A 22763-nucleotide genomic window follows, 5' to 3' on the forward strand; every position below is an offset into this window, starting at 1 on the left:
CCTAGGCCAGCCCGCGCCGGGCCAGGGCCGGCGGCCTGCGCCCGGCGATGGCCTCGGCCATGGCGACCGCCTGCCCGATCGCCTCGGCGTGGGCCGGGTCGGCCACCCGGAACTCGGCCGGGCCGCGCCAGGCGGCCAGGGCCGCCACGGCGATGGCCTCGTCGAGGTCGGCCGGCAGCTCGATGGTCTCTGTCGCCATGGCCTCGATGCTCTCACGCTCGGCACATGTGGCACGATTCGTATGTGCTGGTCGTACTCGTTCTCGCCGCGCTCGCGGTCGTGGGCTGCGTGGTCTGGGTCTCCATGGGCCAGGGCGGGGCGATGGCGGAGTTCCCGCCCGACGTGCCGCCGCTGGAGCTCCCCGACGCCGCCCAGGTGACCGCCGTCGACCTGGTGACCGTGCAGTTCCCGGTCGGCCTGGTCGGCTACCACACCGGTTCCGTCGACGAGACCCTCCAGCGGGCCGCGACCGCCATCCGCGACCGCGACACCCGCATCGCCGTCCTGGAGCAGAAGGTGGCCGAGCTGATGGCGAGCCGCCTCCAGGCCAAGTCGCTCGATTCGGAAGAGGCATGGTAGAGATCGTCCGCTGCGCCTGGGCCACGAGCGACCCGCTCTACCTCGACTACCACGACCATGAGTGGGGCCGCCCGGTCCACGGCGACGACCGGGTCTACGAACGGGTCACCCTGGAGGCCTTCCAGTCGGGCCTGTCGTGGATCACGATCCTGCGCAAGCGCGAGAACTTCCGCCGGGCCTTCGACGGCTTCGTCATCGAGAAGGTCGCGGCCTACACCGAGAAAGACGTCGAACGCCTGATGGCCGACGCCGGGATCGTCCGCAACCGGGCCAAGGTCGACGCCGCGATCGCCAACGCCCGCGCCGCCCTCGACCTCCCCGGCGGCCTGTCGGCCCTGGTCTGGACCTACGCCGAGCCCGACTCCCCGGTCCGCAAGACCATGGCCGACATCCCCTCGTCCACGGTCAATTCCCAGGCGCTGGCCAAGGAGCTCAAGAAGAAGGGCTTCCGGTTCGTCGGCCCCACCACCGCCTACGCGCTGATGCAGGCGATCGGCCTGGTCAACGACCACATCGAAGGCTGCGTGGCTACGACGTGAGGGTGCGCTCGACGAAGGCGGCCGCCTTCGGCATCAGCCGCGCCGCCTCCTGCTCGAAATAGGCCCGCGCCTTGTCGCCCGGCCACCCCGAGGGCAGCAGCGCCGCCGGGAGCCCGGGGTCGCGGAACAGGAAGTTGCGCCAGGTGTGCACCAGCCGCGACCTGACCGCGAAGACCAGGTCGTCGGGGGCGTCGTCGGGCAGCCCGTCGATCAAGGGCCGAACCCCGGCCAGCCACTCTTCGTAGGCCCGCCCGATCGCGTCGAGATCCCAGGCTCGGGCGAGCAGATCGACCGGATCGCCGTCGAGCACCGCCTCGAACCGGTCGGCGTGCAGGTCGAGCTGGTCGAGCTCGGCCGAGGCCCGGGGGCCGATCCAGGTGGTCTCCGAGAGGGGGGCGTACCCGAGGAAGGACAGATGGGCCCGCAGCCGCTCCCGCCGGGTCCGGTCGCGGACGGGTTCGATCACCAGCAGGTGCCAGCGGCCCGGCCAGGTGATCGTGCCGCCCCGGTAGACCCTCGCGGCCGCCTCGTCGAGACGTCGAACGCATTTCGGCGTGGCCGCGTAGCCCGGCCCCTGCGGCAGCCTGACCGGATCGAGCCACCCCTGCCGGACCATCCGGGAGATCGCCGTCCGGACGGCGGGCGCGGCGATCTCCAGCGGCGCCAGCAGCCGGACCAGGGCGGCCACCGACGCCTGGCCTCCCCGGCTGCGCAGATGGTCGCCGTAGAGGTCGAAAAGCGCGGCTCGGGCGTTCATCCCACCCAGTGTGGAGTCAGGATCTTCCGCCGACAATCCATCGGCCGACCGCTTTGATCCTCAACCGAGTCCTCTCCCGTTACCTTTTTGAACCCGGAGGCGGGATAATAGGACATCACAGAAGACGTGAATGCGCCGGCCACCCTTCATTGGACGGCCGACAACGCGGGAAGGGATACACGCATGGCGGCGATGAAGCCGCGGACTGGTGACGGTCCGCTGGAAGTCACCAAGGAAGGCCGGGGCATCGTCATGCGGGTCCCGCTCGAAGGTGGCGGCCGGCTTGTCGTCGAGCTATCGGCGGACGAGGCCAGCGCCCTCGGTGACGCGCTGAAGAACGTGGTCGGCTGACTACAGCCGGATATCGAGCGACGTCGGCCCCGCCGCGGACTTCCGCGCCGGGGCCGCATCCTTTTTCCTTGACGTGGAGAAACCGTGCCTATTGAGACCACCGTGACCACCGTGGCCCAAGCAGACGGTGACGCCGAGTTCCTCGCCGTCCCGTTCGGCCCCGACCTGGCCCCCGACGTCGAGCTGCCGGTCTCCGTCCCGGCCCTGCTCGCGCACTACGAGGCCAAGGGCGAGCCCGGAGAGGTCGTCGAGATACCCGTCGCCGCCGCCCACGGCGTGCGCCGCGTTCTCCTGTACGGCACCGGCCCGGCTCCGGCCGATCTCCGCAAGGCGGGCGCCGCCCTGGCCGGCCGCGTCAACGGCCGCGAGCGGCTGACCATCGTGGCCCCCTCCGAGGGCGACGTGGCCGAATTGGTCGCCGGGGCCCTCTTGGGCACCTACACCTACAAGCTGGGCGAGCCGAAGACCACGCCGGTCCACGAGATCGTGTTGTCGGGCGCCGACGCCGCCGCGGTCGCCCGCGGCGAGGCGGTGGCCAAGGCCACCAGCGACGCCCGCGACCTGACCAACACCCCCGCCTCGATCAAGTCCCCGGCCTGGCTGGCCGAGCAGGCGGTCGCGCTGGCGGGCGAGGGCGTCGAGGTCACGGTCGACACCGAGCTGGTCGGCTTCGGCGGCATCCGCGCCGTGGGCCAGGGTTCGGTCAACCCGCCGTGCCTGATCACCATGACCTACGCCCCGCCGGGGGCCACCCGCCACGTCGTGCTGGTCGGCAAGGGCATCACCTTCGACAGCGGCGGCCTGTCGCTGAAGCCGTCGGCGTCCATGAAGGAGATGAAGACCGACATGGCCGGCGGCGCGGCCGTGATCGCCGTCCTGTCGGCCCTGGCCGCCTTCGACGTGCCGGTCAAGGTCACCGGCCTGATCGCCTGCGCGGAGAACTCCTTCGGCGGCAACGCCCAGCGCCCCAGCGACGTGATCACCCAGTACGGCGGCCGGACCGTCGAGGTGCTGAACACCGACGCCGAGGGCCGCCTGGTGATGGCCGACGCGATGGCCTACGCCGACCGCCACCTCGACCCCGACGTGCTGATCGACATCGCCACGCTCACCGGCGCCGCCAAGGTCGCCCTGGGCACCGGCTTCGGCGCCCTCTACGCCACCGACGACGCCCTGGCCGCCGGCCTGCTGGCCTCGGCCGCCCGCAGCGGCGACCGCCTCTGGCGCATGCCGCTGATCGACGACTACCGGACCGCGCTCGACTCCGACGTGGCCGACCTCGCCAACGTCGACAAGAAGGGCGGACTTGGTGCCGGGTCGGTCCAGGCCGCCCTGTTCCTCCAGGAGTTCACCGGCGGGCGCCCGTGGGCCCACCTCGACATCGCGGGCCCGGCCCGCAACGAGAAGGGCAGCACCGGGTTCGGCGTCAGGCTGCTGCTCGACTGGCTCAGTTCGTCAGCTTGACCGCGGCGAGCAGGCCGTCGCCCAGCGGCAGCATGAGCGGGCGCAGCCGCTCGTCGTTCTTGATCAGCCGGCCGACCTCGCGGATCGCGACCGATTCGGGATCGCGCTGCGTGGGGTCGGCCACCTTGTCGTGCCACAGGGCGTTGTCGAAGGCCACGATCCCGCCGGGCCGCAGCAGCCGCAGCGCCTCGCTCAGATAGTCGCCGTACTCCTGCTTGGCGGCGTCGCAGAAGACCAGGTCGTAGCCGCCGTCGGCCAGCCGGGGCAGCACGTCGAGGGCGCGCCCCACGATGAGCCGGGTGCGCCCGCTGGCGAAGCCCGCCTCGGAGAACGTCTGCCGGGCCAGCCGCTGGTGTTCCGGCTCGACGTCGACGCTGGTCAGCGTGCCGTCGGAGCGCATTCCCCGCAGCAGCCACAGGCCCGAGACCCCGCAGCCGGTGCCGATCTCGACCACCGACCGCGCGTTGACCGCGGTCGCCAGGAAGCAGAGCGCGGCGCCCCCGCCGGGCAGGATGGGCGGGGCGCCCACCTCCTCGCCGCGCTGTCGCGCGTTGCGCAGGACGTCGTCCTCCGGGACGAAGTCCTCCGCATGGGCCAGGCTCGCCGTGTTCATGGTTGGCAAGCGTAGGGGAGTACGCCCCGATCGGGAACTCACGCCGCAACGGGGACGTTGCAGCTTTGAACGGTCTTTGTTAAGCCCGTTCGCCGCTGGTACGCAGGAAGGGGCGAAACCAGGCACTATGGCTGTAGCAACGGTCCTGGAGAGAGGATTGCCGGTGGACGATCACGACCACCAGGCGGGTGCTGAGGCGTCCACCTGGACACCTCCCACCTGGGAGGAGGTCGTCAGAAACCACTCGGCACGGGTATACCGGCTCGCTTACCGGCTGACCGGCAACATCCACGACGCCGAAGACCTGACCCAAGAGGTCTTCGTCCGGGTGTTCCGCTCTTTGTCCAGCTACCAGCCGGGCACGTTCGAGGGCTGGTTGCACCGGATCACCACCAACCTGTTCCTCGACGGCGCCCGCCGCAAGCAGCGGATCAGGTTCGAGGGTCTGGCCGACGACGCCGCCGAGCGCATGCACGGCCGCGAGCCGTCCCCCGAGCGGGCCTACGACGACAACCACTTCGACGCCGACATCCAGGCCGCGCTCGACGCGCTGGCCCCGGAGTTCCGGGCGGCGGTGGTGCTCTGCGACATCGAGGGCCTCTCTTATGAGGAGATCGCGGCGACGCTGGGCGTCAAGCTCGGCACCGTCCGCAGCCGCATCCACCGGGCGCGCGCGCAACTGCGCGACGCGCTCGACCACCGCGCGCCGCGCGGTGACCAGCTTCCCCCTTCATCGTTCACCCGGGAGGGAGCATGACGCATCTTGGTGAGCGCGTTTCCGCGCTGATCGACGGCGAGCTCGCGCACCACGAGCGCGAGCGCGCCCTCGCCCATCTGACGTTCTGCGCCGACTGCCGCGACGAGGTCGACGGGATGCGGGCGCTGAAGAGCCGCCTGCGGTCCCTCGACCCGCCCGCGATGCCGGCCGATCTGACGATGTCGCTGCTGCGGCTGGGAGACATGGGTCCTCCGGCCCGCCCGTTGACCGGGCAGCCGCCCCGGCAGCTGCCCGGTCCCTACAGCATCGCCCCCGCCGACACCCGTCCGGCCCGCCGTCCTTTTGGCGCGACCGGCCCCGGCCGTAGCCCCCGCCGCCGCGCGGCCGGTTACGTCGCGGTCGGGGTGGCCTCGGCGGCGGTCGCGCTCGGGTCGCTTTTTCTGGTCAACGGCGAGCCTCGCCCTGCCCCCGCGCCCGAGATGATGTTCCCCCCGCAGGTCACCGCGTCGCCCCACAGCCGGCTGCCGGGTTCTCCGTCGCCCGGTTCCTCGCCCAAGCTTGTTCCTTGACGCGACTAACCGGCACCACGTCTGGGCAGTGAGACGGCATACGATCTGGCGTGAGACACGGGTCGTATGCCTTTCTCATGAGACTGGGTGGCGGCCCCGCCACAACCGCTGGGAGTGACTGCACCGATGACCGACGACACGCGTGACGACGACGCGTACGGGCGGCCTGAGTTCTATCCGGTGGGCGAGTGGGGCGACGAAGACCCCCATCGCCGGCCCCAGCAGCAGGGTGCGGCCCATCCGCCGCCCCCGCTTCCCGGCGGAGAGCCGACACAGACCTATTTCCCGCCACCTCCGCCGCCCAACGCCTACGGCATGGGGCAGGGGTGGGCGCCACCGCCCGGCGGCATCCCCGAACCGCCCCGGCGGGAGCGGCGCGCCGGGCCGCGGACCGGCACCCTGGCCGCGCTGGGCCTGGCGATCGCGCTGGTGGCCGGTGGCGCGGCGTCGTGCGGGACCTATCTGCTGACCCGGCCGACCGCCGGCATCGACCCCGGCTACGCGATCCCGACCCCGGCGGCCGCGCCGACCGGTCGGGCGCCCGAGTCGATCGCGGGGGTGGCCGCCAAGGTGCTGCCCAGCGTGGTCTCCCTTGAGGTGCAGGGCAGCGGGCAGGCGGGCACCGGCTCCGGGTTCCTGATCCGGGGCGGCTACATCGTCACCAACAACCACGTCGTGGCCGCCGCCGCGCGGTCGGGCGGGGGCATCCGCATCCGGTTCGCCAACCGCGAGTCGACCACCGCGCAGATCGTGGGGCGCGACCCCAACTCCGACATCGCCGTGGTGAAGCCCGACGAGACGTTCGGCTCGCCCGAGGTGGCGCTGGGCAACTCCGACTCGATGGTGGTCGGCGACCCGGTGATCGCGATCGGCTCGCCGCTGGGCCTGACCGGCACGGTCACCACCGGCATCGTCAGCTCGCTCAACCGGCCCGTCGAGGCGGGTGGCGAGAGCGGGCGCGACTCGGCGCTGATCAACGCCATCCAGACCGACGCGGCGATCAACCCCGGCAACTCGGGCGGCCCGCTGGTCAACGGCCGGGGCGAGGTCATCGGCGTCAACTCGGCCATCGCGACCATAGGAGCCGGGCAGCCGATGGGCGGGCAGCAGTCGGGCAGCATCGGCCTCGGCTTCGCCATCCCCGTCAACCAGGTCCGCCGGATCGCCGAGGAGCTCATCTCGACCGGCTCGGCCCGCACGTCCCGGATCGGGATCACGATCGACCAGAACTACCAGGGTCAGGGGGTGCGCATCGCCGACGCCCCCGATCGTGGGGTGCCGCCGATCACCCCGCAGGGGCCCGCCGACAAGGCCGGGCTCCGGGCGGGCGACGTGATCCTCGAGGTCGACGGGCAGCCGATCAGCGACAGCCGCGAGCTGATCGTCACGATCCGCAGCAAGACGCCGGGCGACCGGGTCCCGTTCAAATACAGCAGGGCGGGCGCCGAGCGAACAGTGGATGTCGTGATCGGGGCGGCGCCGGCTCCGTCGGCCCAGCCCTCGTGAGCACGCCTGCCCTGGTACTAGTCTGATTCACGACGGTTCGGGCAGGGCAAGGGAGATCTACGGTGTTCGGACTCGGCTGGGCGGAGATCCTGGCGCTTGTAGTGATCGCGTTGCTCGTCTTCGGGCCGGAGAAGCTGCCGGGGGTCGCCTCGCAGGCGGGCCGGACGTTGCGGCAGATCCGGCAGATGGCCAACAACGCCCGCACCGACCTCGAGGCCAACCTCGGGCCGGAGTTCAAGAACTTCGACCCGACCGACCTCAACCCCAAGAACTTCGTCCGCAAGCACCTGCTCGACGACGTCGAGAAAGACTGGAACGCCACCCCGGAGGAGACCGCCGCGGCCGACCCGCCGCCCCCTCCGGTGGCGGTCGAGCTGACGGCGGGGGAGATACCGCCCTACGACAACGAGGCGACCTGAGCCTCAGCACAAAGGCCCGCTCCGGAAGGAGCGGGCCTTTTCGGCTGTCCGGGCGCGGCCGGTTGGCGGCGGTTACGGCGCCGGCCGGAGGCGGCGGGCGGCTGCCAGGGTGGGCGGAGCCGTAACGGAGAAGAAGGCTTTATCGGCCTGCGGGGCTGATGTCGAGCTTCATGCCCTTCAGGCCGCCCCTCTTCTTGCTGAGGCCGGCGGCGATGCGGCGGAGTTCGGCCGCTGCCGGGGCGTCGGGGTCGGTGAGGACGAGGGGCTTGCCCTCGTCGCCGCCCTCGCGGAGCCTGGTGTCGATGGGGATCTGGCCCAGGAGCGGGACCCTCGAACCCAGGGTGCGGGTGAGGGCGTCGGCGACGGTCTGGCCGCCGCCCTCGCCGAAGACCGAGATGCGCTCGTCGCAGTGGGGGCAGGGCAGCCACGACATGTTCTCGATGACGCCGGCGATCTGCTGGTGGGTCTGGGCGGCGATCGAACCCGCGCGCTCGGCGACCTCGGCGGCGGCCTGCTGCGGGGTGGTGACCACGAGGATCTCGGCGCTCGGCATACGCTGGGCGACCGAGATCGCGATGTCGCCGGTGCCCGGCGGCAGGTCCATCAGCAGGACGTCGAGGTCGCCCCAGAACACGTCGGCGAGGAACTGGTGGAGCGCCCGGTCGAGCATCGGGCCGCGCCACACCACCGCGCTGTTGCCCTCGGGCTTGAACATGCCGACCGAGATGACCTTGATGTCGTGGGCCACCGGCGGCATGATCATGTCTTCGACCTTGGTCGGCCGCTCGCCGACGCCCAGCATGCGCGGGATGCTGTGGCCGTAGATGTCGGCGTCGACCACGCCGACCTTGAGGCCGGAGGAGGCCATCGCGGCGGCCAGGTTGACCGTCACCGACGACTTGCCGACGCCGCCCTTGCCGCTGGCGACCGCGAAGACGCGGGTCAGCGAGCCGGGCTGGGCGAACGGGATCTCCTTCTCGGGGCCCCGGTTGCCGCGCAGTTTGGTCTGCAGGGTTTTACGTTGCTCGGCGCTCATCACGTCCATCTCGACCGAGACGCGCGTGACGCCCTCGATCTTGGAGACGGCGGCGGTGATGTCGCGGGTGATGGTGTCCTTCATCGGACATCCGGACACGGTGAGGTAAACGCCTACGCGCACCAGCCCATCGGGGGCGATGTCGATGCTCTTGACCATGTCGAGCTCGGTGATCGGCCGGCGGATCTCGGGGTCGTTGACCGTCGCCAGGGCCGCGGTCACCACTTCTGGGGTCGGTGCCATGTAGTCATGCTACGAACTGGCGACCGGTCATACGAATCGAGGTCGCGCCTCTAGGATGGCGCGGGTGAGTCCGACAAGTCCGCCTGTCCTGTCGGCGGAACAAATCGAGGTCTGGCGCACTATGCAACGTGCCCAGATGCGGATCACCCGGAGCATCGAATCCGACCTCCTGGAGTCCCACGATCTGGCCATGGCCTCGTACGACGTGCTGCTCCAACTGTCCGAGTCGCCCTACAAACGGCTGCGGATGAACGACCTCGCCGACCGGGTGCTGCTGTCGCGCAGCGGGCTGACCCGGCTGATCGACCGGCTGCAACGCGACGGCCTGGTCGAACGGCAGGCCTGCCCGAGCGATGCGCGCGGCCTCTACGCCGTGCTCACCGACAAGGGCACGGCCCTGCTCGACGAGGCCACCCCGACCTACCTCCGTGGGGTGCGGGCCCAGTTCGTCGAACGGCTGAGCGGGGCCGAGCTAGGGCAGTGTGCCGCGCTCGCCGTGAAGCTGGTCGACTAGCCACTCGGCCTCGGCCTTGATGAAGTCGCGCGTGGCGACCTCACCCAGGGCGATGCGCAGCGCGGCGATCTCCCGGGTCAGGTATTCGAGCTCGGCCCGGTTCTGCTCCGCCGCGTGGCGGTCCTGCTCGCCCTGGACCCGGTCGCGGTCGTCCTGGCGGTTCTGCGCGAGCAGGATCAGCGGGGCGGCGTACGACGCCTGGAGCGAGAGCATCAGGGTCAGGAAGATGAACGGGTAGGGGTCGAATCTCAGCGGGCCCAGGGTGTTCCAGGTGACCCAGACGATCACGAAGGCGGTCATGTAGACGAGGAACCTGGCCGTGCCCAGGAAACGGGCGAACTTCTCCGACCACTTGCCGAACGCCTCGGGGTCGTACCGGATGGGCAGCTGCCTGCGCAGTTCGCGGGGCTGGTCGAGCCGGCCTTCAGTCATGTCGCTCCCGCCAGTCTTCGGGCAGCAGGTGGTCCAGGACGTCGTCGACGGTGACCGCGCCGATCAGGCGGCCGTCCTCGTCGATCACCGGGGCCGCCACCAGGTTGTAGGTGGCCAGGTAGGAGGCCACCTCGGGGAGGGAGAACTCGGGCCTGATCGGGTCGACGCTGTCGTCGACGAGTGAGCCGAGCAGGGCGAAGCTGGGCTCGCGGAGCAATCGCTGGATGTGCGCGATGCCGAGGTAGCGGCCGCTGGGGGTCTCGGTCGGCGGGCGGGCGACGAAGACCTGGGCGGCGATCGAGGGCGGCTGCTCACGGTTGCGCAGCCGGGCCAGCGCCTCGGCGACGGTGGAGTTCGGCGGCAGCACGACGGGCTCGGTGGTCATCATGCCGCCGGCGGTGTCCTCCGCGTAGCCGAGGAGGCGGCGTACCGGATCGGCCTCTTCGGGGATCATCAGGGCCAGCAGGCTCTCGGCCTGGTCGGGCGGGAGCTCCTGGAGCAGGTCGGCGGCGTCGTCGGGGCCCATGTGCTCCAGGACGTCGGCGGCCCGTTCGGCGTCGAGGTCGCCCAGGATGGCGACCTGGTCGCGTTCGGGCAGCTCCTCCAGGACGTCGGCCAGCCGGTCGTCGTCGAGGGCGGCGGCGATCTCGGCCATGCGCTTTCCGGGGAGCTCCTGGAGCACCCCGGCCAGGTCGGCGGGGCGCATGGCGTCGAAGGCGGCCAGCAGGCTCTGCGCGCCCTGGTCCTTCTGGGCCACCTCGAAGCCGCTGACCTGGCCCCAGTCGACGACCGTGGTCTCGCCCCTGCGGCGGGTGCCGCGCCGGAAGGCGACCTTGGTGATCATCCAGTCGGGCGGGTTGGGCTGCTCCATGGCCAGGTCGAGCACCGTGCCGGGCTCGTCGTCGACGGTGATCTCCAGGTCGAGCAGCTCGCCGATCGCCAGGGTCTCCGACTCGCGCTGCTCGAAACGGCGCAGGTTGAGGCGTCCGGTGAAGATGACCGCCCCGGCCTCGACCGAGATCACCCGGGTGATCGGCAGGAACACCCGGCGGCGCGGCTGGACCTCCACGACGTAGCCGTGGACGCGCGGGGGCAGCGGGCCGCGCAGCGCGACGACCACGTCCCGGACCCGGCCGATCTTGTCACCGGCGGGATCGAACACCGCGAGCCCGGCCAGCCGGGCCACGAAGATCCGCTCCACCTTGGCAGGTTATGGGGATGCCCCGGTCCGGGCGGATATGACAGGATCAAAGTAGGTCAACGGTAGTTACAGGGAAGAGTCATGATCCGGTCAGTCAGCCTTGGAATCGCGGCCGTGTCCGCCGTGTGCTTCGGGTTCTCCGGACCCATGGCGAAGTACCTGAACGCCGCCGGGCTCGCCCCGCTGGAGTCGGTGTGGGTGCGCATGGCCGGGGCCGGGCTGCTCCTCCTGGCCGCCCTGGCGCTGCTGCGGCCCGCCGCGCTGCGCATCCCCCGCGGGCAGTGGCTCTTCTTCGGGGTGTACGCCCTGGTCGCCGTCGCCGGGGTGCAGGCCCTGTACTTCCTGGCCATCCAGCGGCTGCCCGTCGGCGTGACCCTGCTGATCGAGTACACCTCGCCGGTCCTGGTCGTGCTCTGGGTGCGCTTCGTCCGCGGGATCAGGCTGCCGCGCGCGGCCTACGTCGGCGCGGTCATCGCGGTGGGCGGGCTCGCGGTCGTGGTCGAGGTCTGGGACGGGCTGCGGCTCGACGCCATCGGGCTCGTGCTGGCCCTGCTGGCCGCCGCGTGCTGCGCGGGCTACTTCCTGATGAGCGACAACCTGCACGTCGACCCGCTCGGCCTGGTGGCCTGGGGCATGCTCGGCGCGGCGGTCGTGCTGCTGCCGTTCGCCCAGCCCTGGTCGATCGACTGGGCGGTCTTCGGCGACGTCGTGACCGTGGCGGGCAACACCCTGCCCGTCGCCGGGGCGGCCGGCTGGCTGATCCTGGTGGCGACGGTGGTGGCGTACATCGCGGGCGTGACCGCGGTGCGGCGGTTGTCGGCGGCGGTGGGCGCGACGGTGGCCTCGCTGGAGGTCATCACCGGCGCGCTGATCGCCTGGTTCCTGCTGGGGGAGTCGCTGGGCGCCTACCAGATCGTGGGCGGCGCGGTGGTGCTGCTCGGCGCGCTGCTGGCCCAGACAGCGACGGTACGGCGGGCTCCCGCGGAGGAGGCGCCCGCCGCACGCGAGCCGGTGCTCAACCCGTCGGCCTGAGCCGGATCACCGACGAGCGTTTCGCCCAGCGGGCGGGCAGCCCGGCCGCGTCGGGGGCGTTCAGCCGCTCCTTGGCAAGGGCGGCCACCACCTCGGGGCTGGTCGTCTGGTCGACGACCTCGACGGCCGCAGGGAAGCGGACGAGCTGGGCGCCGTTGTCCTTGCTCCGGAGCACGACCTCGATCTCGTGCTGAGTGGTGAGGCCGGGGAGGTTCTGCTCCCCGCCCCCGACCACCATGTAGATGGCGTCGTCGTGCCAGACGTGCCAGGCCAGGCGGGTGCCCTGCGGCAGCACCACCCACAACACGCTCGACCGCTTCGCTGCGTCTTCGATCAACGCGAGGCTCATGACCGCCAGCTTTGCACAGGTCAATTCGCCTGTCAGGAGGCGATTTTCCAGGCCGCGGGGAGCAGTCCGGCGGCGAGCAGGATCTTGATCCCGTCGCCGATGAGGAAGGGCACGACGCCCTGCTCGATCGCGGTCGCCAGGCTCATGTCGCCGGCCACGGCCAGCCACGGCACGCCCACGAGGTAGATCAGCAGCGTGCCGACGACCATGGTGACGAGGGTCCTGACGACGGTGCGGTCACCGCCCCGCCCGGCCAGCGCGCCGACGACCGAGGCGGCCAGGAAGAAGCCCACGACGTAGCCGAGGGTGGAGTCGCCCGCGGCGGTGAACCACGGCACGCCGGCGAGGCCGGCGAGCAGGTAGAGGGCCATGCCCGCGGCGGCCCTGGAGAGGCCCAGAGCGGCTCCGGAGAGCAGCACGGCGAAGGTCTGGAGGGTGACCGGCACGGGGCTGCCCGGCACCGGGAACGCCACCTGAGCGGTCAGACCGGTCAGCGCGGCGGCGCCGACGACGAGCGCGACGTCGCGGACGATCGTGCCGGGGAGGAGGTCGGAGAGGACCGCGGGGCGGTTCGCGGCGACGACTCGGGACATTGTCTGTCTCCATTGAGGAAGAGGAATTACCTCCCCATTAATCGCATAGATCACCCGGTGATCCCGTATGCGCCCTGGCACAAGGTCCACCGTCCGGCTTTGTAGGGTTGGCCCCATGCGCGCGCGACGTACGTGTCTGGCGGTTCCCGGGAGCAGCCCCCGCTTTCTGGAGAAGGCCCAGGGGCTGCCCGCCGACGAGGTGTTCCTCGACCTGGAGGACTCGGTGGCCCCGCTGGCCAAGGAGCCGGCCCGGACCAACGTCGTCTCCTTCCTGAAGGAGGGCGACTGGGCGGGCAAGACCGTCGTCGTGCGGGTCAACGACCTGTCGACCTCGTGGACCTACCGCGACGTCATCGAGGTGGTCGAGGGCGCGGGCGACCGGCTCCACTGCCTGATGCTGCCCAAGGTCGAGGACGCCTCCCACGTGCGGTGGCTCGACGTGCTGCTGACGCAGGTCGAGAAGGCCGTCGGGCTGCCCGTCGGGGGCATCGGGATCGAGGCGCAGATCGAGAGCGCCCGGGGGCTGGTGAACGTCGACGAGATCGCCCAGGCGTCGCCCCGGGTCGAGACGCTGGTCTTCGGCCCGGCCGACTTCATGGCCTCGATCGGGATGCGCACGCTCGTGGTCGGGGAGCAGCCGCCCGGTTACCCCGAGGGCGACGCCTACCACTACATCCTGATGCGCATCCTCATGGCCGCCCGCGCCCACGGCCTCCAGGCGATCGACGGGCCCTACCTGCAGATCAAGGACGTCGACGGCTTCCGCCGCGTCGCCGCGCGGGCGGCGGCGCTCGGGTTCGACGGCAAGTGGGTGCTGCACCCCGGCCAGATCGACGCCGGGAACGAGGTCTTCTCGCCCGCGCAGGACGACTACGACCACGCCGAGCTCATCCTCGACGCCTACGACTACTACACGACGGTCGAACGGCGCGGCGCGGTCATGCTCGGCGACGAGATGATCGACGAGGCGTCGCGCAAGATGGCGCTGGTGGTGGCGGCCAAGGGCCGCGCCGCAGGGCTCGCCCGGACGAAGGCGTTCGAGCGGCCCTGAGGCCCGATCTCAGAACTGCACGCCGATGGTGGTGAAGAACCAGAACGACGAGGTCAGCCAGAGGCCGATCAGCAGCGTGAACAGCAGGCCGCCGGCGACCGGCAGCGTCCAGCCGGGCAGGCCGCGCTTGGGCAGCGACAACATCTTCGTGACGAACACGCCGTAGAAGACGCAGCCGAGGATCGAGTGGAACATGACGCGCGGGTCGTCGTAGCGCGCGCCGACCGAATAGAGGCAGTGGAAGGCGACCGGCACGGTGGCCAGGAACGCCAGGCGGCCCGACCAGCGGTGCACCACACCGGGCCAGGAGCCCTGCACGGGGATCTTGCCCCAGATGGCGAACGCGGAGATCACCTGCACGATCGCCAGCAGCGCGGCGAGCGTGGTCAGCCAGACCTTCATGGCCAGCGGGCCGGAGAACCCGGCCAGGCCGTAGGCGAAACCGGTCGGGGGGTGCAGTTCGCCGTACACGCCGAGGGCGGCGGCGACCAGGCCGCCCGCGAGCACGGGGATGACGAGGACGGCGACGGCGCCACGGTTCTGTGGGGCGACTTGGGTGTGAGACATCTCAGGCTCTCAAGCGTTCGGGGGCGGCGATGATCAGGAGGCTGGGGCCAGGAAGGCGTCGATGAACTGGTCGGGGTCCTGGGGGGTGAGCGGGATGCCGTACCACTCCTGGACGCCGCCGTCGAAGGCGGCGGCGGGCTCGCCGGAGTTCTCGCCGAGCATGATGCGGCCGACCGACTGGCCGTTGGGGAGCTTGATCCAGCCGCCGACGACACGGGCGCCGCGCACCTGGGCGGTGGCGCGGTAGAGGCCCGAGGGCTTCTTCACGGTGGCGGCCGAGAACCGCCAGCTCTTGTTCTTCCACTCGATGCGGCCCTGCGCCTTGCCGCCCCGCAGCGCGGCGGTGACCAGGGTGTCCTTGCCTTCGAGGGTGATCGTGTTGTCGGCGGCGGTGCCGCGCAGCCACGCCTCGATCTTGCCGTCGCAGAAGTAGCCGACGACCTTGCCCTTCCTGATCGAGATGGCGATCAGGCCGCCGTTCTGGTCGACGACGCCGGCGTAGTCGGCTTTCTTGGGGGTGGGGTCCTCCTCCTGCTCGGGGGCGGCCACCTCTTCGGGTTCCTGGGTCGCGTCGGGGGTGGCCGCCTCTTCGGCCTCGGGGGTCTCCTCGGGCGTGGCCAGCGGGTCGGCCCCGGCCGCGGCCGGGACGGCGGCGGTCTCCTGGATCTGGGGCGAGGCGGTCGCGCTGGCCACCGTCAGGCCCGCGGTCATCACCACTCCGACGGCCAATGTGTAAATGGGTCCTAGCCGGCTCATGTTCCGTCTCTCCTGGGTTTGTTTCCTGCCCCAGAGTGAATCGCGGCGGGCCGCGTCTGTCTGTGGACTAATGCGCACTCGTCTGTGATGAGAATGGGGGCGTGATCCAGCAGCCATCGCTCACGTCGTGGATCGTCCCGCCGCCTCCGGGCCTCCGGTACGACCAGCTCGCGCGCACCCCGATCCACCGCTGGTGGCGGCCCCTGCTCGGGACCCTGCTGATCGTGGTGGTCTACGTCGCGCTGACGGCGGCGCTCGGCCTGGTCGCGATGCTCCTCATGGCCGTGTCGGGGGCCTCGCCGATGGGGCTGTCCCCCGGCCGGATCCTGTTCGAGGACCCGGTGCTCGACCTCGCGTTCCAGCTCGTTGCGATCGCGCTCCTGATCCCGCTGGTGCTGGGGGCGGCCTGGCTGGTGCAGCGGCGGCCGGCCGGAACGCTCTCCTCGGTGGCCGGGCGGCTTCGGTGGCGGTGGCTCCTGCGGTGCGTTCCATTGGCGATCCTCGCGGTGGTGCTGGGGGAGGTCGCCCAGAGCCTGGTCCTGCTGGCGACGGGGGTTTCCCCTGGATACGGCTGGGCGGGCTGGTCGGATGTGCTGGTGCCGTTGCTCGTCGTCCTTCTCCTCGTGCCCATGCAGGCGGCTGCTGAGGAGTACGCGTTCCGGGGCTGGGTGGTTCAGGCTTTCGGGGGCTATTTGCGTAATCCGTGGTGGGGGATCGTCATCTCGGCGGCCGTCTTCGCGGCGTTCCACGGCTACACCGACTTCGGAATCGCCTATACGTTCGGGTTCGGCGTACTGATGGGATGGGTGTCGGTGCGCACCGGCGGACTGGAGGCGGCCATCGCGCTGCACGCGGTGAACAACGTGGGGGCGTTCGGGATCGCGGCGGTGGCGGGGGAGCTCGGGTCGGCGCTGGAGCAGGGTTCGCTGCCCTGGCAGACGCTGGTGGGAACGATCGTGCAATTTGGCGTTTTTGGGGTTGGTGTCGTGGTTTTGGCTCGTAAGTCGGGAATTTCAGTGACGAGCGGATAAATCTCACTAGAGAGGAGGTGATCGTGGGTTGCGGGAGGGGTATCAGAGGGATTGCGTCCCTCCCAGACATATGTGGAACGGTCCTGATAGAGGAGGTAAGTGGCCGTGCCCCCCGAAGACGAGGAGCAGCCGGATGTGCCCCCCAAGCTCCACCACTCGCCACCGGGCCCTGCCACGACCCCTGAGGAGAGTCCCCGCCCGCGCACCTCACCCTGGGCCCTGCCCCCCTTCGCCGCCCCGACGCCCGAGGAGCCTCCCGTAAAGGGCCGCCGCCCCTACGACGCCGCGGCCGACCTCGACGAGCCCCGCCCCGGCGACCTGGAGACGACCCAGCCCCGGCGCGCGATCGGCTCGTTACCCTTCGAGGCCCTGGGCGAACGCCGCCACGCCCCGATCGGCCCCCGGCCGGGCGAACCCCAGGACCAGGTGATCTGGCCGCTGGGCAAGTCCCCGTTACCCCCGCCTCCGGTGCCTGGCGAGGCGGAACCGGCGCGGGCGGAAGACGCCCTGGGCGAACCGAGCCGATCGCGAGACACAGCGGCGATCGAGGGTCTCGGCGGCTCACGGGCCGCTGACCTTCACGGCGAGCCCGACAGATCACGAGCCGACTCCTATGGCGACGCCGATCGGCCTGTTGGCGCAGTCGAGGGGCCGAGTGGCTGGCGTGGCGCCGATCCCTATCGCGAGCCCAGTGGACGGCGCAGTACCGATCCTTATGGCGAGGCCGATCGGCCTGTCAGCGCGGTCGAAGGGCTGGGCGGGTCCCCGGAGTCCGACCCGCACCGCGAAATCGGTCGATCGGGGAGCGCAGGCGAGCGGCCGAGTGGCTCGCGAGGTGCCGATCCCTTTGGCGAAGTCGATCGGGCGCGGGGCGCGGATCCTTATGCCGATACCGGGCGGGCGCTGCCCGCGGTCGCCGGGCTTGGTGGGGTCGCTCGTGATGATCTGCTGAATGATCCGCTCGGGGTCTCGCGGGGAGAGGCGGGGTTGCCGCCTGGGGTCGAGCCCATGTATCCCGTCGATCCCGCCATTCGCGGAGAAGAGGCCACGCCTGAGGGGATTTATCCGCCTGACCCCGGGTTGCGGCAGAGCCGGCCGTCTGACTTTCCGCCTCGGCATCATCGGCCCTACTCCACCCCTCAGCGGCCCGATGACGACGAGCGGCGCGGGCCCCGCGAGTATCCCGACAAGCTGGTCGCCTCCGGGCCCCCGCGTGAACATGGGATCAGGGTTCGGCCGGCCATCGCGGCGGAGCCCGAGTTCGTGTCCGAGCCCGAGTTCGGGCCGGGGAGGCGGGAGAAGGACGTACCGGCGACGGTTCCCGCTGTTCGGAAGGCGCCGCCTGAGCGCATCGGGAAGCCGCCGGGCGGGCGGCCGTTGCGGCCTGATGTGCTGGCCACGCTGGGGCCGCCCCGGGGTGGGAAACACGGGCGCAGGGGGGTGCGGGCGCAGCGGCGGCGGCCGAGGATCGGGTTGCCGTTGCTGGTCATCGTGGCGGTCATCACGGCCGCCGCGTTCGGGTTGTTCGTGGTGCGGTGGGCCACCGCGCCAGCCACGTCGGGTATCCGGCTCGCCGTCGGCGACGGGCAGTCGGGCGACTCGGCGTTCCAGGCGCCGGGGTTGCCCGGCAACGGGTCGCGGCAGGTGCTCACCTCGGTCGCCTCCTCGGGGGCGACGATCGTGGCGGTCGGCACCGACACCACCAGCGCCATCGCGCGGCCCCTGTTCATCGTGTCGGTCAACGACGGCAAGGACTGGACTCTCGGCGAGGTCAACGGGCCGCCCGGCTACGAGGCCGCGCCCGGGTCGCCCGGCCGGGTCGTCGGGAGCGGCGGGAAGTGGCTCGCCGTCAGCACCGACCCCGCCGGGCCCGAGGGCCGGGGCATGTGGACGTCGCCCGACGGCCGGTCGTGGGCGGCGGTCGACCCGGCCCGGCTCGGGATGTTCCTCGAATCCGACCGGGTGACCGATCTGGCCCGGACCGCCACCGGCTTCGTCGCCGTCGGCAGCACCATGCAGGCCGACGGCACGCCCGGCGCGGTCGCCTGGACCTCCGCCGACGGGCAGGCGTGGACGCGGGTGGAGACCCCGCGCATCGGCACCCCCGACATGATCCGCACCGTCAAGGCGGTCGTGGCCAAGGGCGACAAGGTCGTCGCGCTGGCCGAACCGGGGGCCGGCACCGCGACCGTGATCCTGCGATCGGACGACGGCGGGAAGACGTGGCTGCGTACCGCGACGGCGCTGCCCGACATCAGGCCCGAACCGGGCGCGCTGGCCGCGTCGGGTGACGGCTTCGTGCTGGTGCCGACCGGGCAGCGGTTCTCGGGCCCGGGTGTACGCGTCCACTGCTCGCCCGAGGGCCAGAACTGGACCGCCTGCGGGACCATCGGGCCGCTGAGCCCGGCCGGGAGCGGTGTGCGCGGCCTGGCGGCCTCCGGGGCGGGCCTGGCCGCCGTCGTGGAGTCGGCGTGGGAGGAGTACGCCCTCTTCACCAGCGACGACGGCCGCGACTGGCGGAAACGGGCCGACCTCGGCCTCATCCCGGGCACGCTGCGCGGGCTGACCATCACCGACACCGGACGCCTGGTCGCCGGCGGCGACAAACGCGGCGCCGGCGACGTGGAGAACCTGCCGGTCCTGATGACGGCCGAGAAGGGCAAGGCCGCCCGCGCCGTGCCGCTGGAGAGCGTGCCGGGCCTGAACCGGCTGGCGCGCAACACCTCCGGCGTGCTGGCGGCCGGGGGCGCGTTCGTCGCGGTCGGCTCGGCCAACGGCGACGCGGGCATCTGGACCAGCGGGAACAACGGCGCCAACTGGCGGGCGATCAACTCCCAGTGGCTCGGCGGGTCGGGCCGGCAGGCGCTCTCCGACGTCGCCCACGGACCCAAGGGCTGGCTCGCCGTCGGCAGCACGATGGCCGACCTGCTGGTCACCAAGCCGCTGCTGGTGGTGTCGTCCGACGGCAAGGGCTGGCGGCCGGGGCCCGAGATGTCGGCGCCCGAGGGGCACTACTACCTGGCGCCCCAGACGGTCGCCGCGGGGCCGAAGGGCTACGTCCTGGCCGGCGAAGACCAGACCGGCGCCGGGATCGGCCCCGCGCTCTGGTTCACCGCCGACCTGAAGAAGTTCACCCGCGTGGGCGATCTGCCCGGCAGGGCCGCCGAGGTGCGCATCCACGACGTGGCCGCCACCGACGACGGCTTCGTGGCCATCGGCGGGACCGGCCGGTCGGAACGGGAGAACGGGGTCGTCTGGGTCTCCTCCGACGGGCTGAAGTGGGAGGCCAGGGACCGGGTGCTGCCCGACGACGCCCAGTCGGCCGGGCTGCGCCACATCGTCGCCCGCGACGGAAAGCTGATCGCGACGGGAACCGCCCTGACCGACGACGGCACCCGCCCCTTCTCGGCGGTGAGCGGCGACGGCGGCGACACCTGGGAGTTCGCCTGGTTGCCCGCCGAAGCGCCGGCCGTGGTCCTCGACCTGACGGCGAGCGAGCGCGGCATCGTCGCCGTGGGCGCCCACGGGACGGGCAGCGAGGTCGACAGCTCGGTGTGGGCGTCGGAGGACGGGCTGGTGTGGGTCCGGCACGGGCTCGTCGAAGACGGGCTGGGCGGGGCGGGCGCGCAGTGGCTGGAGGCGGTGACGATCTCGGGCCAGCGGGTGATCGCGGTCGGCCGCTCGACGACGAGCAGGACCGACAACATCACCATCTGGCGCAGCACCCTGTCCTCGGGAGACGCCTAGGGGACGGGGAGGTCGTTCAGGAAGTCGAGGAGGCCGTTCGTCAGCGGGAGACGTACAAGATCATCATCGGTGGCCCAGACGGCCGCCGCCGCGTCGTCTCCCGGGCGGAGATCGCCGCCGGTCACGTGGGCGTGGTAGTCGAAGATCTCGTAGAAGCCGATCACGATCGTGCCGGCCAGGGCGCCGACCTGGATGTCCAGGCCGGTCTCCTCGCGGATCTCGCGGCGGAGGGCGTCGTCGTCGGTCTCGCCCTCTTCGACGCGGCCGCCGGGCAGGGACCACAGGCCCTCCGACGGGGGGTGGCCGCGCTGGATGAGCAGGAGACGGCCCTCGGTGTCGCGGATGATTGCCCCAACACAGCGCATAACGCCAAGATTACGGCTAAAAGGTTCGGGAGCCCTTGACGGGTCCCGGGCATCGGAGCACGGTGAGTAACTGTGAGAGCTGCGCCCACCTGTCCCCGGTGCTTCGGCCAGCTGAGCGAGCCCAGTGTCTGGTCGAGCGCCTGGCGGTGTCTCGTGCACGGCGAGGTGCTGCCGCATCGCTCCCATCGGCCCGGTCCGGCCGCCGTCGAACTGATCCGGGGCTCGACCGTACCCGTCTGGCTGCCCTGGCCCCTGCCCGCGGGCTGGCTGGTGACCGGCTTCGCCGAGGCGGGTGACCGGGCCACGGTGGTCGCGGTCTCCGGGCCCTCGCTCAGCTACGGTCCCGCCGATCTGCTGATCATCTCCGAGGAGCCGGGGGTGGGCCTGGGGGCCGCGTACGCCGGCCTGCCCGGTCCCGACCCCGGAGACATCGTCGCCCGCACGCCGATCACCAAGATCGACGCCAACGGCCATTCGATCCCGCTCTGGGTGGTCCGGAACGGGGTCCCGGGAGATCGCGCGGTGTACGTCGGCGAGGCCGCCGGACGCTGGCTCTGGACCGTGGCGTGGCCCGCCGAGGCCGGGAACCTGATCACTCTCATGCAGCTCGCGCTGGCCGATCTTCGCGATCTCGAGTGGGACGTGCCGTTCGGGGCGTTCTCTCCACGTCTGACGGGGGAAGGCGCGGCGGGAACGGGCTAGAGTGCTGTTCGTGACAGCGCGTATCGAGCGAGTGGTGACCTCGGGGGTCGTCGAGATCGACGACGTCGAGCACAAGGTTGAGAACAACACCTGGATCGTGGGTGACGACGACGAGGTCATCGTCATCGACCCCGCGCGCGACGCGGAGAAGATCCTGGAGAAGGTGGGCGAGCGGCAGGTCCTCGCCGTCATCTGCACCCACGGGCTGCCCGACCACGTCGGCGGCGCCATCGAGGTGGCCGCCCGCGACGAGGCCGTGATCGCCCTGAGCCCCAAAGACAAGCGTCTGTGGCGGCAGACCTGGGAAGACACCTGGCCCGACATCGAGATGGAGGACGAGGGCCTGTTCGCCGTCGCCGACACCGAGCTCGAGGTCATGAACACCCCGGGCGTGACGGCGGGCGGCGTGTCGCTGCTGGCCGAGTCGCTGGGCGTCGTGTTCACCGGCAAGACCCTGCTGGCCGACGGCCCGGGCAAGCTCGGCGGCGACTACCCGGCCCTGGCCGACCAGCTGACGTCCATCGGCGAGCGGCTCTTCACCCTGCCGGGCGACACCCGGGTCCTCCCCGCCCACGGCGAGGAGAGCACGATCGGCGACCTGGAGCCCCTGTTCGACCGGTGGCTCTCCGGTTCGCTGACCGCCGGCCCCGAGGAGCCGCAGCAGGAGGGCCCGCTGACCGACGGCACCCGCGTGTCGGGCATCCGCCTCAACGCCGCCGACGACGACTGAGCGCGGTGGAGCAGCTCCCCCTGGAAGGAATGCCGCGGCGGCTCTTCTCGTGTACGCCGTCGCGGCTCAACTCCTGGCTCGACTGCCGCCGCCGTTACCGGTTCACCTACCTCGACCGCCCCGCGCCCCAGAAGGGCCCGCCGTGGGGCCACAACAGCGTGGGGGCGTCGGTCCACAACGCGCTGGCGGCCTGGTGGCGGGAGCCCTACGAACGCCGCACCCCGCTGTCGGCCGCGATCCTGGTCTCCAACGGGTGGATCACCGAGGGCTTCCGCGACGCCGAACAGTCGCTGAAGTGGCGTGACCGGGCCCGCGAGATGGTCTCCGGCTACACCGCCACCCTCGACCCCTCCGACGAGCCGGTCGGCGTCGAACGAACCGTCGCGACCCGCACGTCGGTGATGGCCCTGTCGGGCCGCATCGACCGCCTCGACCGGCGCGGCGACGAACTGGTCGTGGTCGACTACAAGACCGGCCGCCGCCCGCTGACCAGCGACGACGCGCGCGGCTCCCTGGCCCTGGCGGTCTACGCGGTCGCGGCGAGCCGGGTGTTACGACGGCCCTGCCACCGGGTCGAGCTCCACCACCTGCCGACCGGCGAGGTCGTCGAGTGGGAGCACACCGACGAGTCCCTGGCCCGCCACCTGTCACGGGCCGACCAGATCGCGGCCGAGGCCCAGGAGGCCGACGAGGCCTACCGCGCGGGCGAAGCCACCGATGAAACTTTCGCGCCGTCGCCGGGCGTGCTGTGCTCCTGGTGCGACTTCCGCAAACACTGCCCGGAGGGCCAGGCGGCCGCCCCCGACAAGGATCCGTGGGACGGCCTGGCCCCGATCTAGTCCGGGTCCATCCTGCGCGCGTCACTCAAGCCAGAGAGATGGCTGCCGGTTCAGCCGCGC

General features: G+C 71.5%; 27 protein-coding genes. 16 read left to right on the forward strand and 11 right to left on the reverse strand.

The genetic code is table 11. The annotated features are described in order from the left end of the window. Position 1: 1 nt before the first annotated feature. Positions 2-199 (reverse strand): hypothetical protein, encoded by a 198-nt coding sequence (locus AW274_RS40890; RefSeq protein ID WP_062442991.1) that lies wholly within the window; start codon positions 197-199, stop codon positions 2-4. A 44-nt stretch (positions 200-243) separates the two neighbouring features. Between AW274_RS40890 and AW274_RS36315 the strand changes: the two genes are divergently transcribed. After that, complete coding sequence (locus AW274_RS36315; RefSeq protein ID WP_062339040.1) at positions 244-579, forward strand: hypothetical protein; 336 nt, start codon at positions 244-246, stop codon at positions 577-579. Continuing rightward, positions 573-1118, forward strand: coding sequence for a DNA-3-methyladenine glycosylase I (locus tag AW274_RS36320; protein ID WP_062442995.1), 546 nt, complete (start codon positions 573-575; stop codon positions 1116-1118). Before AW274_RS36315 ends, AW274_RS36320 begins: the two co-directional genes overlap by 7 nt. Here AW274_RS36320 and AW274_RS36325 read toward each other — a convergent pair. Then, positions 1108-1875, reverse strand: coding sequence for a PaaX family transcriptional regulator (locus AW274_RS36325; RefSeq protein ID WP_062442998.1), 768 nt, complete (start codon positions 1873-1875; stop codon positions 1108-1110). The genes AW274_RS36320 and AW274_RS36325 overlap by 11 nt on opposite strands. A gap of 183 nt (positions 1876-2058) precedes the next feature. Between AW274_RS36325 and AW274_RS39840 the strand changes: the two genes are divergently transcribed. Then, positions 2059-2226 (forward strand): DUF3117 domain-containing protein, encoded by a 168-nt coding sequence (locus AW274_RS39840; protein ID WP_083502187.1) that lies wholly within the window; start codon positions 2059-2061, stop codon positions 2224-2226. Positions 2227-2310: 84 nt separating this feature from the next. Beyond that, on the forward strand, positions 2311-3690 hold the full coding sequence (locus AW274_RS36330; protein ID WP_062443001.1) for a leucyl aminopeptidase family protein: 1380 nt from the start codon (positions 2311-2313) through the stop codon (positions 3688-3690). Here AW274_RS36330 and AW274_RS36335 read toward each other — a convergent pair. Then, complete coding sequence (locus tag AW274_RS36335) at positions 3674-4303, reverse strand: O-methyltransferase (RefSeq protein WP_062443005.1); 630 nt, start codon at positions 4301-4303, stop codon at positions 3674-3676. The two genes, AW274_RS36330 and AW274_RS36335, sit on opposite strands and share 17 nt — an antisense overlap. A gap of 127 nt (positions 4304-4430) precedes the next feature. Here AW274_RS36335 and sigE point away from each other — a divergent pair, with 127 nt between their 5' ends. From sigE to AW274_RS36355, 4 genes are all read left to right on the forward strand, one after another. Continuing rightward, entirely contained in the window at positions 4431-5060 is a 630-nt protein-coding gene (sigE, locus tag AW274_RS36340; RefSeq protein ID WP_062443008.1) for an RNA polymerase sigma factor SigE, read from the forward strand. After that, the gene (locus AW274_RS36345; RefSeq protein ID WP_062443011.1) at positions 5057-5590 is read left to right on the forward strand and encodes an anti-sigma factor family protein; all 534 of its coding nucleotides are present in this window, start codon (positions 5057-5059) and stop codon (positions 5588-5590) included. Before sigE ends, AW274_RS36345 begins: the two co-directional genes overlap by 4 nt. A 126-nt stretch (positions 5591-5716) precedes the next feature. After that, complete coding sequence (locus tag AW274_RS36350; protein WP_062443013.1) at positions 5717-7096, forward strand: S1C family serine protease; 1380 nt, start codon at positions 5717-5719, stop codon at positions 7094-7096. Between the two features lie 62 nt (positions 7097-7158). Next, on the forward strand, positions 7159-7515 hold the full coding sequence (locus AW274_RS36355; protein ID WP_062443015.1) for a sec-independent translocase: 357 nt from the start codon (positions 7159-7161) through the stop codon (positions 7513-7515). Positions 7516-7654: 139 nt separating this feature from the next. Here the strand turns inward: AW274_RS36355 and AW274_RS36360 are convergent, their stop codons facing one another. Then, positions 7655-8794 (reverse strand): Mrp/NBP35 family ATP-binding protein, encoded by a 1140-nt coding sequence (locus AW274_RS36360; RefSeq protein WP_062443018.1) that lies wholly within the window; start codon positions 8792-8794, stop codon positions 7655-7657. Between the two features lie 136 nt (positions 8795-8930). Here AW274_RS36360 and AW274_RS36365 point away from each other — a divergent pair, with 136 nt between their 5' ends. Next, positions 8931-9308 (forward strand): MarR family winged helix-turn-helix transcriptional regulator, encoded by a 378-nt coding sequence (locus tag AW274_RS36365; RefSeq protein WP_232320658.1) that lies wholly within the window; start codon positions 8931-8933, stop codon positions 9306-9308. On the opposite strand, the gene AW274_RS36370 is transcribed toward AW274_RS36365, so the two are convergent. Together AW274_RS36370 and AW274_RS36375 are read right to left on the reverse strand one after the other, a co-directional pair. Continuing rightward, positions 9267-9740: a DUF1003 domain-containing protein gene (locus AW274_RS36370; RefSeq protein WP_062443023.1), complete on the reverse strand. Its 474-nt coding sequence runs from the start codon at positions 9738-9740 to the stop codon at positions 9267-9269. The genes AW274_RS36365 and AW274_RS36370 overlap by 42 nt on opposite strands. Beyond that, positions 9733-10941, reverse strand: a complete 1209-nt coding sequence (locus AW274_RS36375) for a magnesium transporter MgtE N-terminal domain-containing protein (RefSeq protein ID WP_062443026.1) — start codon at positions 10939-10941, stop codon at positions 9733-9735. Before AW274_RS36375 ends, AW274_RS36370 begins: the two co-directional genes overlap by 8 nt. Before the next feature lie 81 nt (positions 10942-11022). Here AW274_RS36375 and AW274_RS36380 point away from each other — a divergent pair, with 81 nt between their 5' ends. Then, entirely contained in the window at positions 11023-11973 is a 951-nt protein-coding gene (locus tag AW274_RS36380) for an EamA family transporter (RefSeq protein ID WP_198169574.1), read from the forward strand. Here the strand turns inward: AW274_RS36380 and AW274_RS36385 are convergent. Both AW274_RS36385 and AW274_RS36390 read right to left on the reverse strand, forming a co-directional pair. Then, a complete protein-coding gene (locus AW274_RS36385) occupies positions 11957-12322 on the reverse strand; it encodes a hypothetical protein (RefSeq protein WP_062443029.1) in 366 nt (121 codons plus the stop codon). The two genes, AW274_RS36380 and AW274_RS36385, sit on opposite strands and share 17 nt — an antisense overlap. Before the next feature lie 32 nt (positions 12323-12354). Further along, the gene (locus tag AW274_RS36390; RefSeq protein ID WP_062443032.1) at positions 12355-12915 is read right to left on the reverse strand and encodes a biotin transporter BioY; all 561 of its coding nucleotides are present in this window, start codon (positions 12913-12915) and stop codon (positions 12355-12357) included. A 115-nt stretch (positions 12916-13030) separates the two neighbouring features. Here AW274_RS36390 and AW274_RS36395 point away from each other — a divergent pair, with 115 nt between their 5' ends. Next, entirely contained in the window at positions 13031-13966 is a 936-nt protein-coding gene (locus AW274_RS36395) for an HpcH/HpaI aldolase/citrate lyase family protein (protein ID WP_062443034.1), read from the forward strand. A 9-nt stretch (positions 13967-13975) separates the two neighbouring features. Here the strand turns inward: AW274_RS36395 and AW274_RS36400 are convergent, their stop codons facing one another. Then, positions 13976-14533 (reverse strand): DUF6529 family protein, encoded by a 558-nt coding sequence (locus tag AW274_RS36400; protein WP_062443037.1) that lies wholly within the window; start codon positions 14531-14533, stop codon positions 13976-13978. A gap of 33 nt (positions 14534-14566) precedes the next feature. Then, positions 14567-15244 carry a hypothetical protein gene (locus AW274_RS40895; RefSeq protein WP_157520921.1) on the reverse strand — a complete coding sequence of 226 codons (678 nt, stop codon included), beginning with the start codon at positions 15242-15244 and terminating at the stop codon, positions 14567-14569. 146 nt (positions 15245-15390) lie between these two features. On the opposite strand from AW274_RS40895, the gene AW274_RS40900 reads away from it, so the two are divergent. Together AW274_RS40900 and AW274_RS36420 are read left to right on the forward strand one after the other, a co-directional pair. Further along, positions 15391-16320 (forward strand): CPBP family intramembrane glutamic endopeptidase, encoded by a 930-nt coding sequence (locus AW274_RS40900; protein ID WP_062443043.1) that lies wholly within the window; start codon positions 15391-15393, stop codon positions 16318-16320. Between the two features lie 1263 nt (positions 16321-17583). Beyond that, positions 17584-20067 (forward strand): beta propeller repeat protein, encoded by a 2484-nt coding sequence (locus tag AW274_RS36420; RefSeq protein ID WP_157520922.1) that lies wholly within the window; start codon positions 17584-17586, stop codon positions 20065-20067. Here the strand turns inward: AW274_RS36420 and AW274_RS36425 are convergent. Continuing rightward, positions 20064-20432, reverse strand: coding sequence for an NUDIX hydrolase (locus AW274_RS36425; RefSeq protein WP_062443051.1), 369 nt, complete (start codon positions 20430-20432; stop codon positions 20064-20066). The two genes, AW274_RS36420 and AW274_RS36425, sit on opposite strands and share 4 nt — an antisense overlap. Before the next feature lie 72 nt (positions 20433-20504). On the opposite strand from AW274_RS36425, the gene AW274_RS36430 reads away from it, so the two are divergent. The 3 genes from AW274_RS36430 to AW274_RS36440 are packed head-to-tail and all read left to right on the forward strand — an operon-like array spanning position 20505 to position 22703. Further along, a complete protein-coding gene (locus AW274_RS36430; protein WP_062443054.1) occupies positions 20505-21134 on the forward strand; it encodes a DUF6758 family protein in 630 nt (209 codons plus the stop codon). A 10-nt stretch (positions 21135-21144) separates the two neighbouring features. Further along, a complete protein-coding gene (locus tag AW274_RS36435; RefSeq protein ID WP_062443173.1) occupies positions 21145-21864 on the forward strand; it encodes an MBL fold metallo-hydrolase in 720 nt (239 codons plus the stop codon). 29 nt (positions 21865-21893) lie between these two features. After that, entirely contained in the window at positions 21894-22703 is an 810-nt protein-coding gene (locus tag AW274_RS36440) for a RecB family exonuclease (RefSeq protein ID WP_198169575.1), read from the forward strand. Positions 22704-22763 lie beyond the last annotated feature (60 nt).

It is taken from the genome of Herbidospora daliensis, assembly GCF_001570585.1.
GTDB lineage: Bacteria > Actinomycetota > Actinomycetes > Streptosporangiales > Streptosporangiaceae > Herbidospora > Herbidospora daliensis.

Coding starts and splice junctions, on each gene's coding strand:
- AW274_RS36370 (WP_062443023.1), bottom strand. CDS start 9,740: ATGACTGAAGGCCGGCTCGACCAGCCCCGCGAACTGCGCAGGCAGCTG.
- AW274_RS36400 (WP_062443037.1), bottom strand. CDS start 14,533: ATGTCTCACACCCAAGTCGCCCCACAGAACCGTGGCGCCGTCGCCGTC.
- AW274_RS36385 (WP_062443029.1), bottom strand. CDS start 12,322: ATGAGCCTCGCGTTGATCGAAGACGCAGCGAAGCGGTCGAGCGTGTTG.
- AW274_RS36350 (WP_062443013.1), top strand. CDS start 5,717: ATGACCGACGACACGCGTGACGACGACGCGTACGGGCGGCCTGAGTTC.
- AW274_RS36395 (WP_062443034.1), top strand. CDS start 13,031: ATGCGCGCGCGACGTACGTGTCTGGCGGTTCCCGGGAGCAGCCCCCGC.
- AW274_RS36425 (WP_062443051.1), bottom strand. CDS start 20,432: ATGCGCTGTGTTGGGGCAATCATCCGCGACACCGAGGGCCGTCTCCTG.
- AW274_RS36360 (WP_062443018.1), bottom strand. CDS start 8,794: ATGGCACCGACCCCAGAAGTGGTGACCGCGGCCCTGGCGACGGTCAAC.
- AW274_RS40890 (WP_062442991.1), bottom strand. CDS start 199: ATGGCGACAGAGACCATCGAGCTGCCGGCCGACCTCGACGAGGCCATC.
- AW274_RS36325 (WP_062442998.1), bottom strand. CDS start 1,875: ATGAACGCCCGAGCCGCGCTTTTCGACCTCTACGGCGACCATCTGCGC.
- sigE (WP_062443008.1), top strand. CDS start 4,431: ATGGCTGTAGCAACGGTCCTGGAGAGAGGATTGCCGGTGGACGATCAC.
- AW274_RS36440 (WP_198169575.1), top strand. CDS start 21,894: ATGCCGCGGCGGCTCTTCTCGTGTACGCCGTCGCGGCTCAACTCCTGG.
- AW274_RS36365 (WP_232320658.1), top strand. CDS start 8,931: ATGCGGATCACCCGGAGCATCGAATCCGACCTCCTGGAGTCCCACGAT.
- AW274_RS36380 (WP_198169574.1), top strand. CDS start 11,023: ATGATCCGGTCAGTCAGCCTTGGAATCGCGGCCGTGTCCGCCGTGTGC.
- AW274_RS36335 (WP_062443005.1), bottom strand. CDS start 4,303: ATGAACACGGCGAGCCTGGCCCATGCGGAGGACTTCGTCCCGGAGGAC.
- AW274_RS39840 (WP_083502187.1), top strand. CDS start 2,059: ATGGCGGCGATGAAGCCGCGGACTGGTGACGGTCCGCTGGAAGTCACC.
- AW274_RS36320 (WP_062442995.1), top strand. CDS start 573: ATGGTAGAGATCGTCCGCTGCGCCTGGGCCACGAGCGACCCGCTCTAC.
- AW274_RS40895 (WP_157520921.1), bottom strand. CDS start 15,244: ATGACCGCGGGCCTGACGGTGGCCAGCGCGACCGCCTCGCCCCAGATC.
- AW274_RS36345 (WP_062443011.1), top strand. CDS start 5,057: ATGACGCATCTTGGTGAGCGCGTTTCCGCGCTGATCGACGGCGAGCTC.
- AW274_RS36390 (WP_062443032.1), bottom strand. CDS start 12,915: ATGTCCCGAGTCGTCGCCGCGAACCGCCCCGCGGTCCTCTCCGACCTC.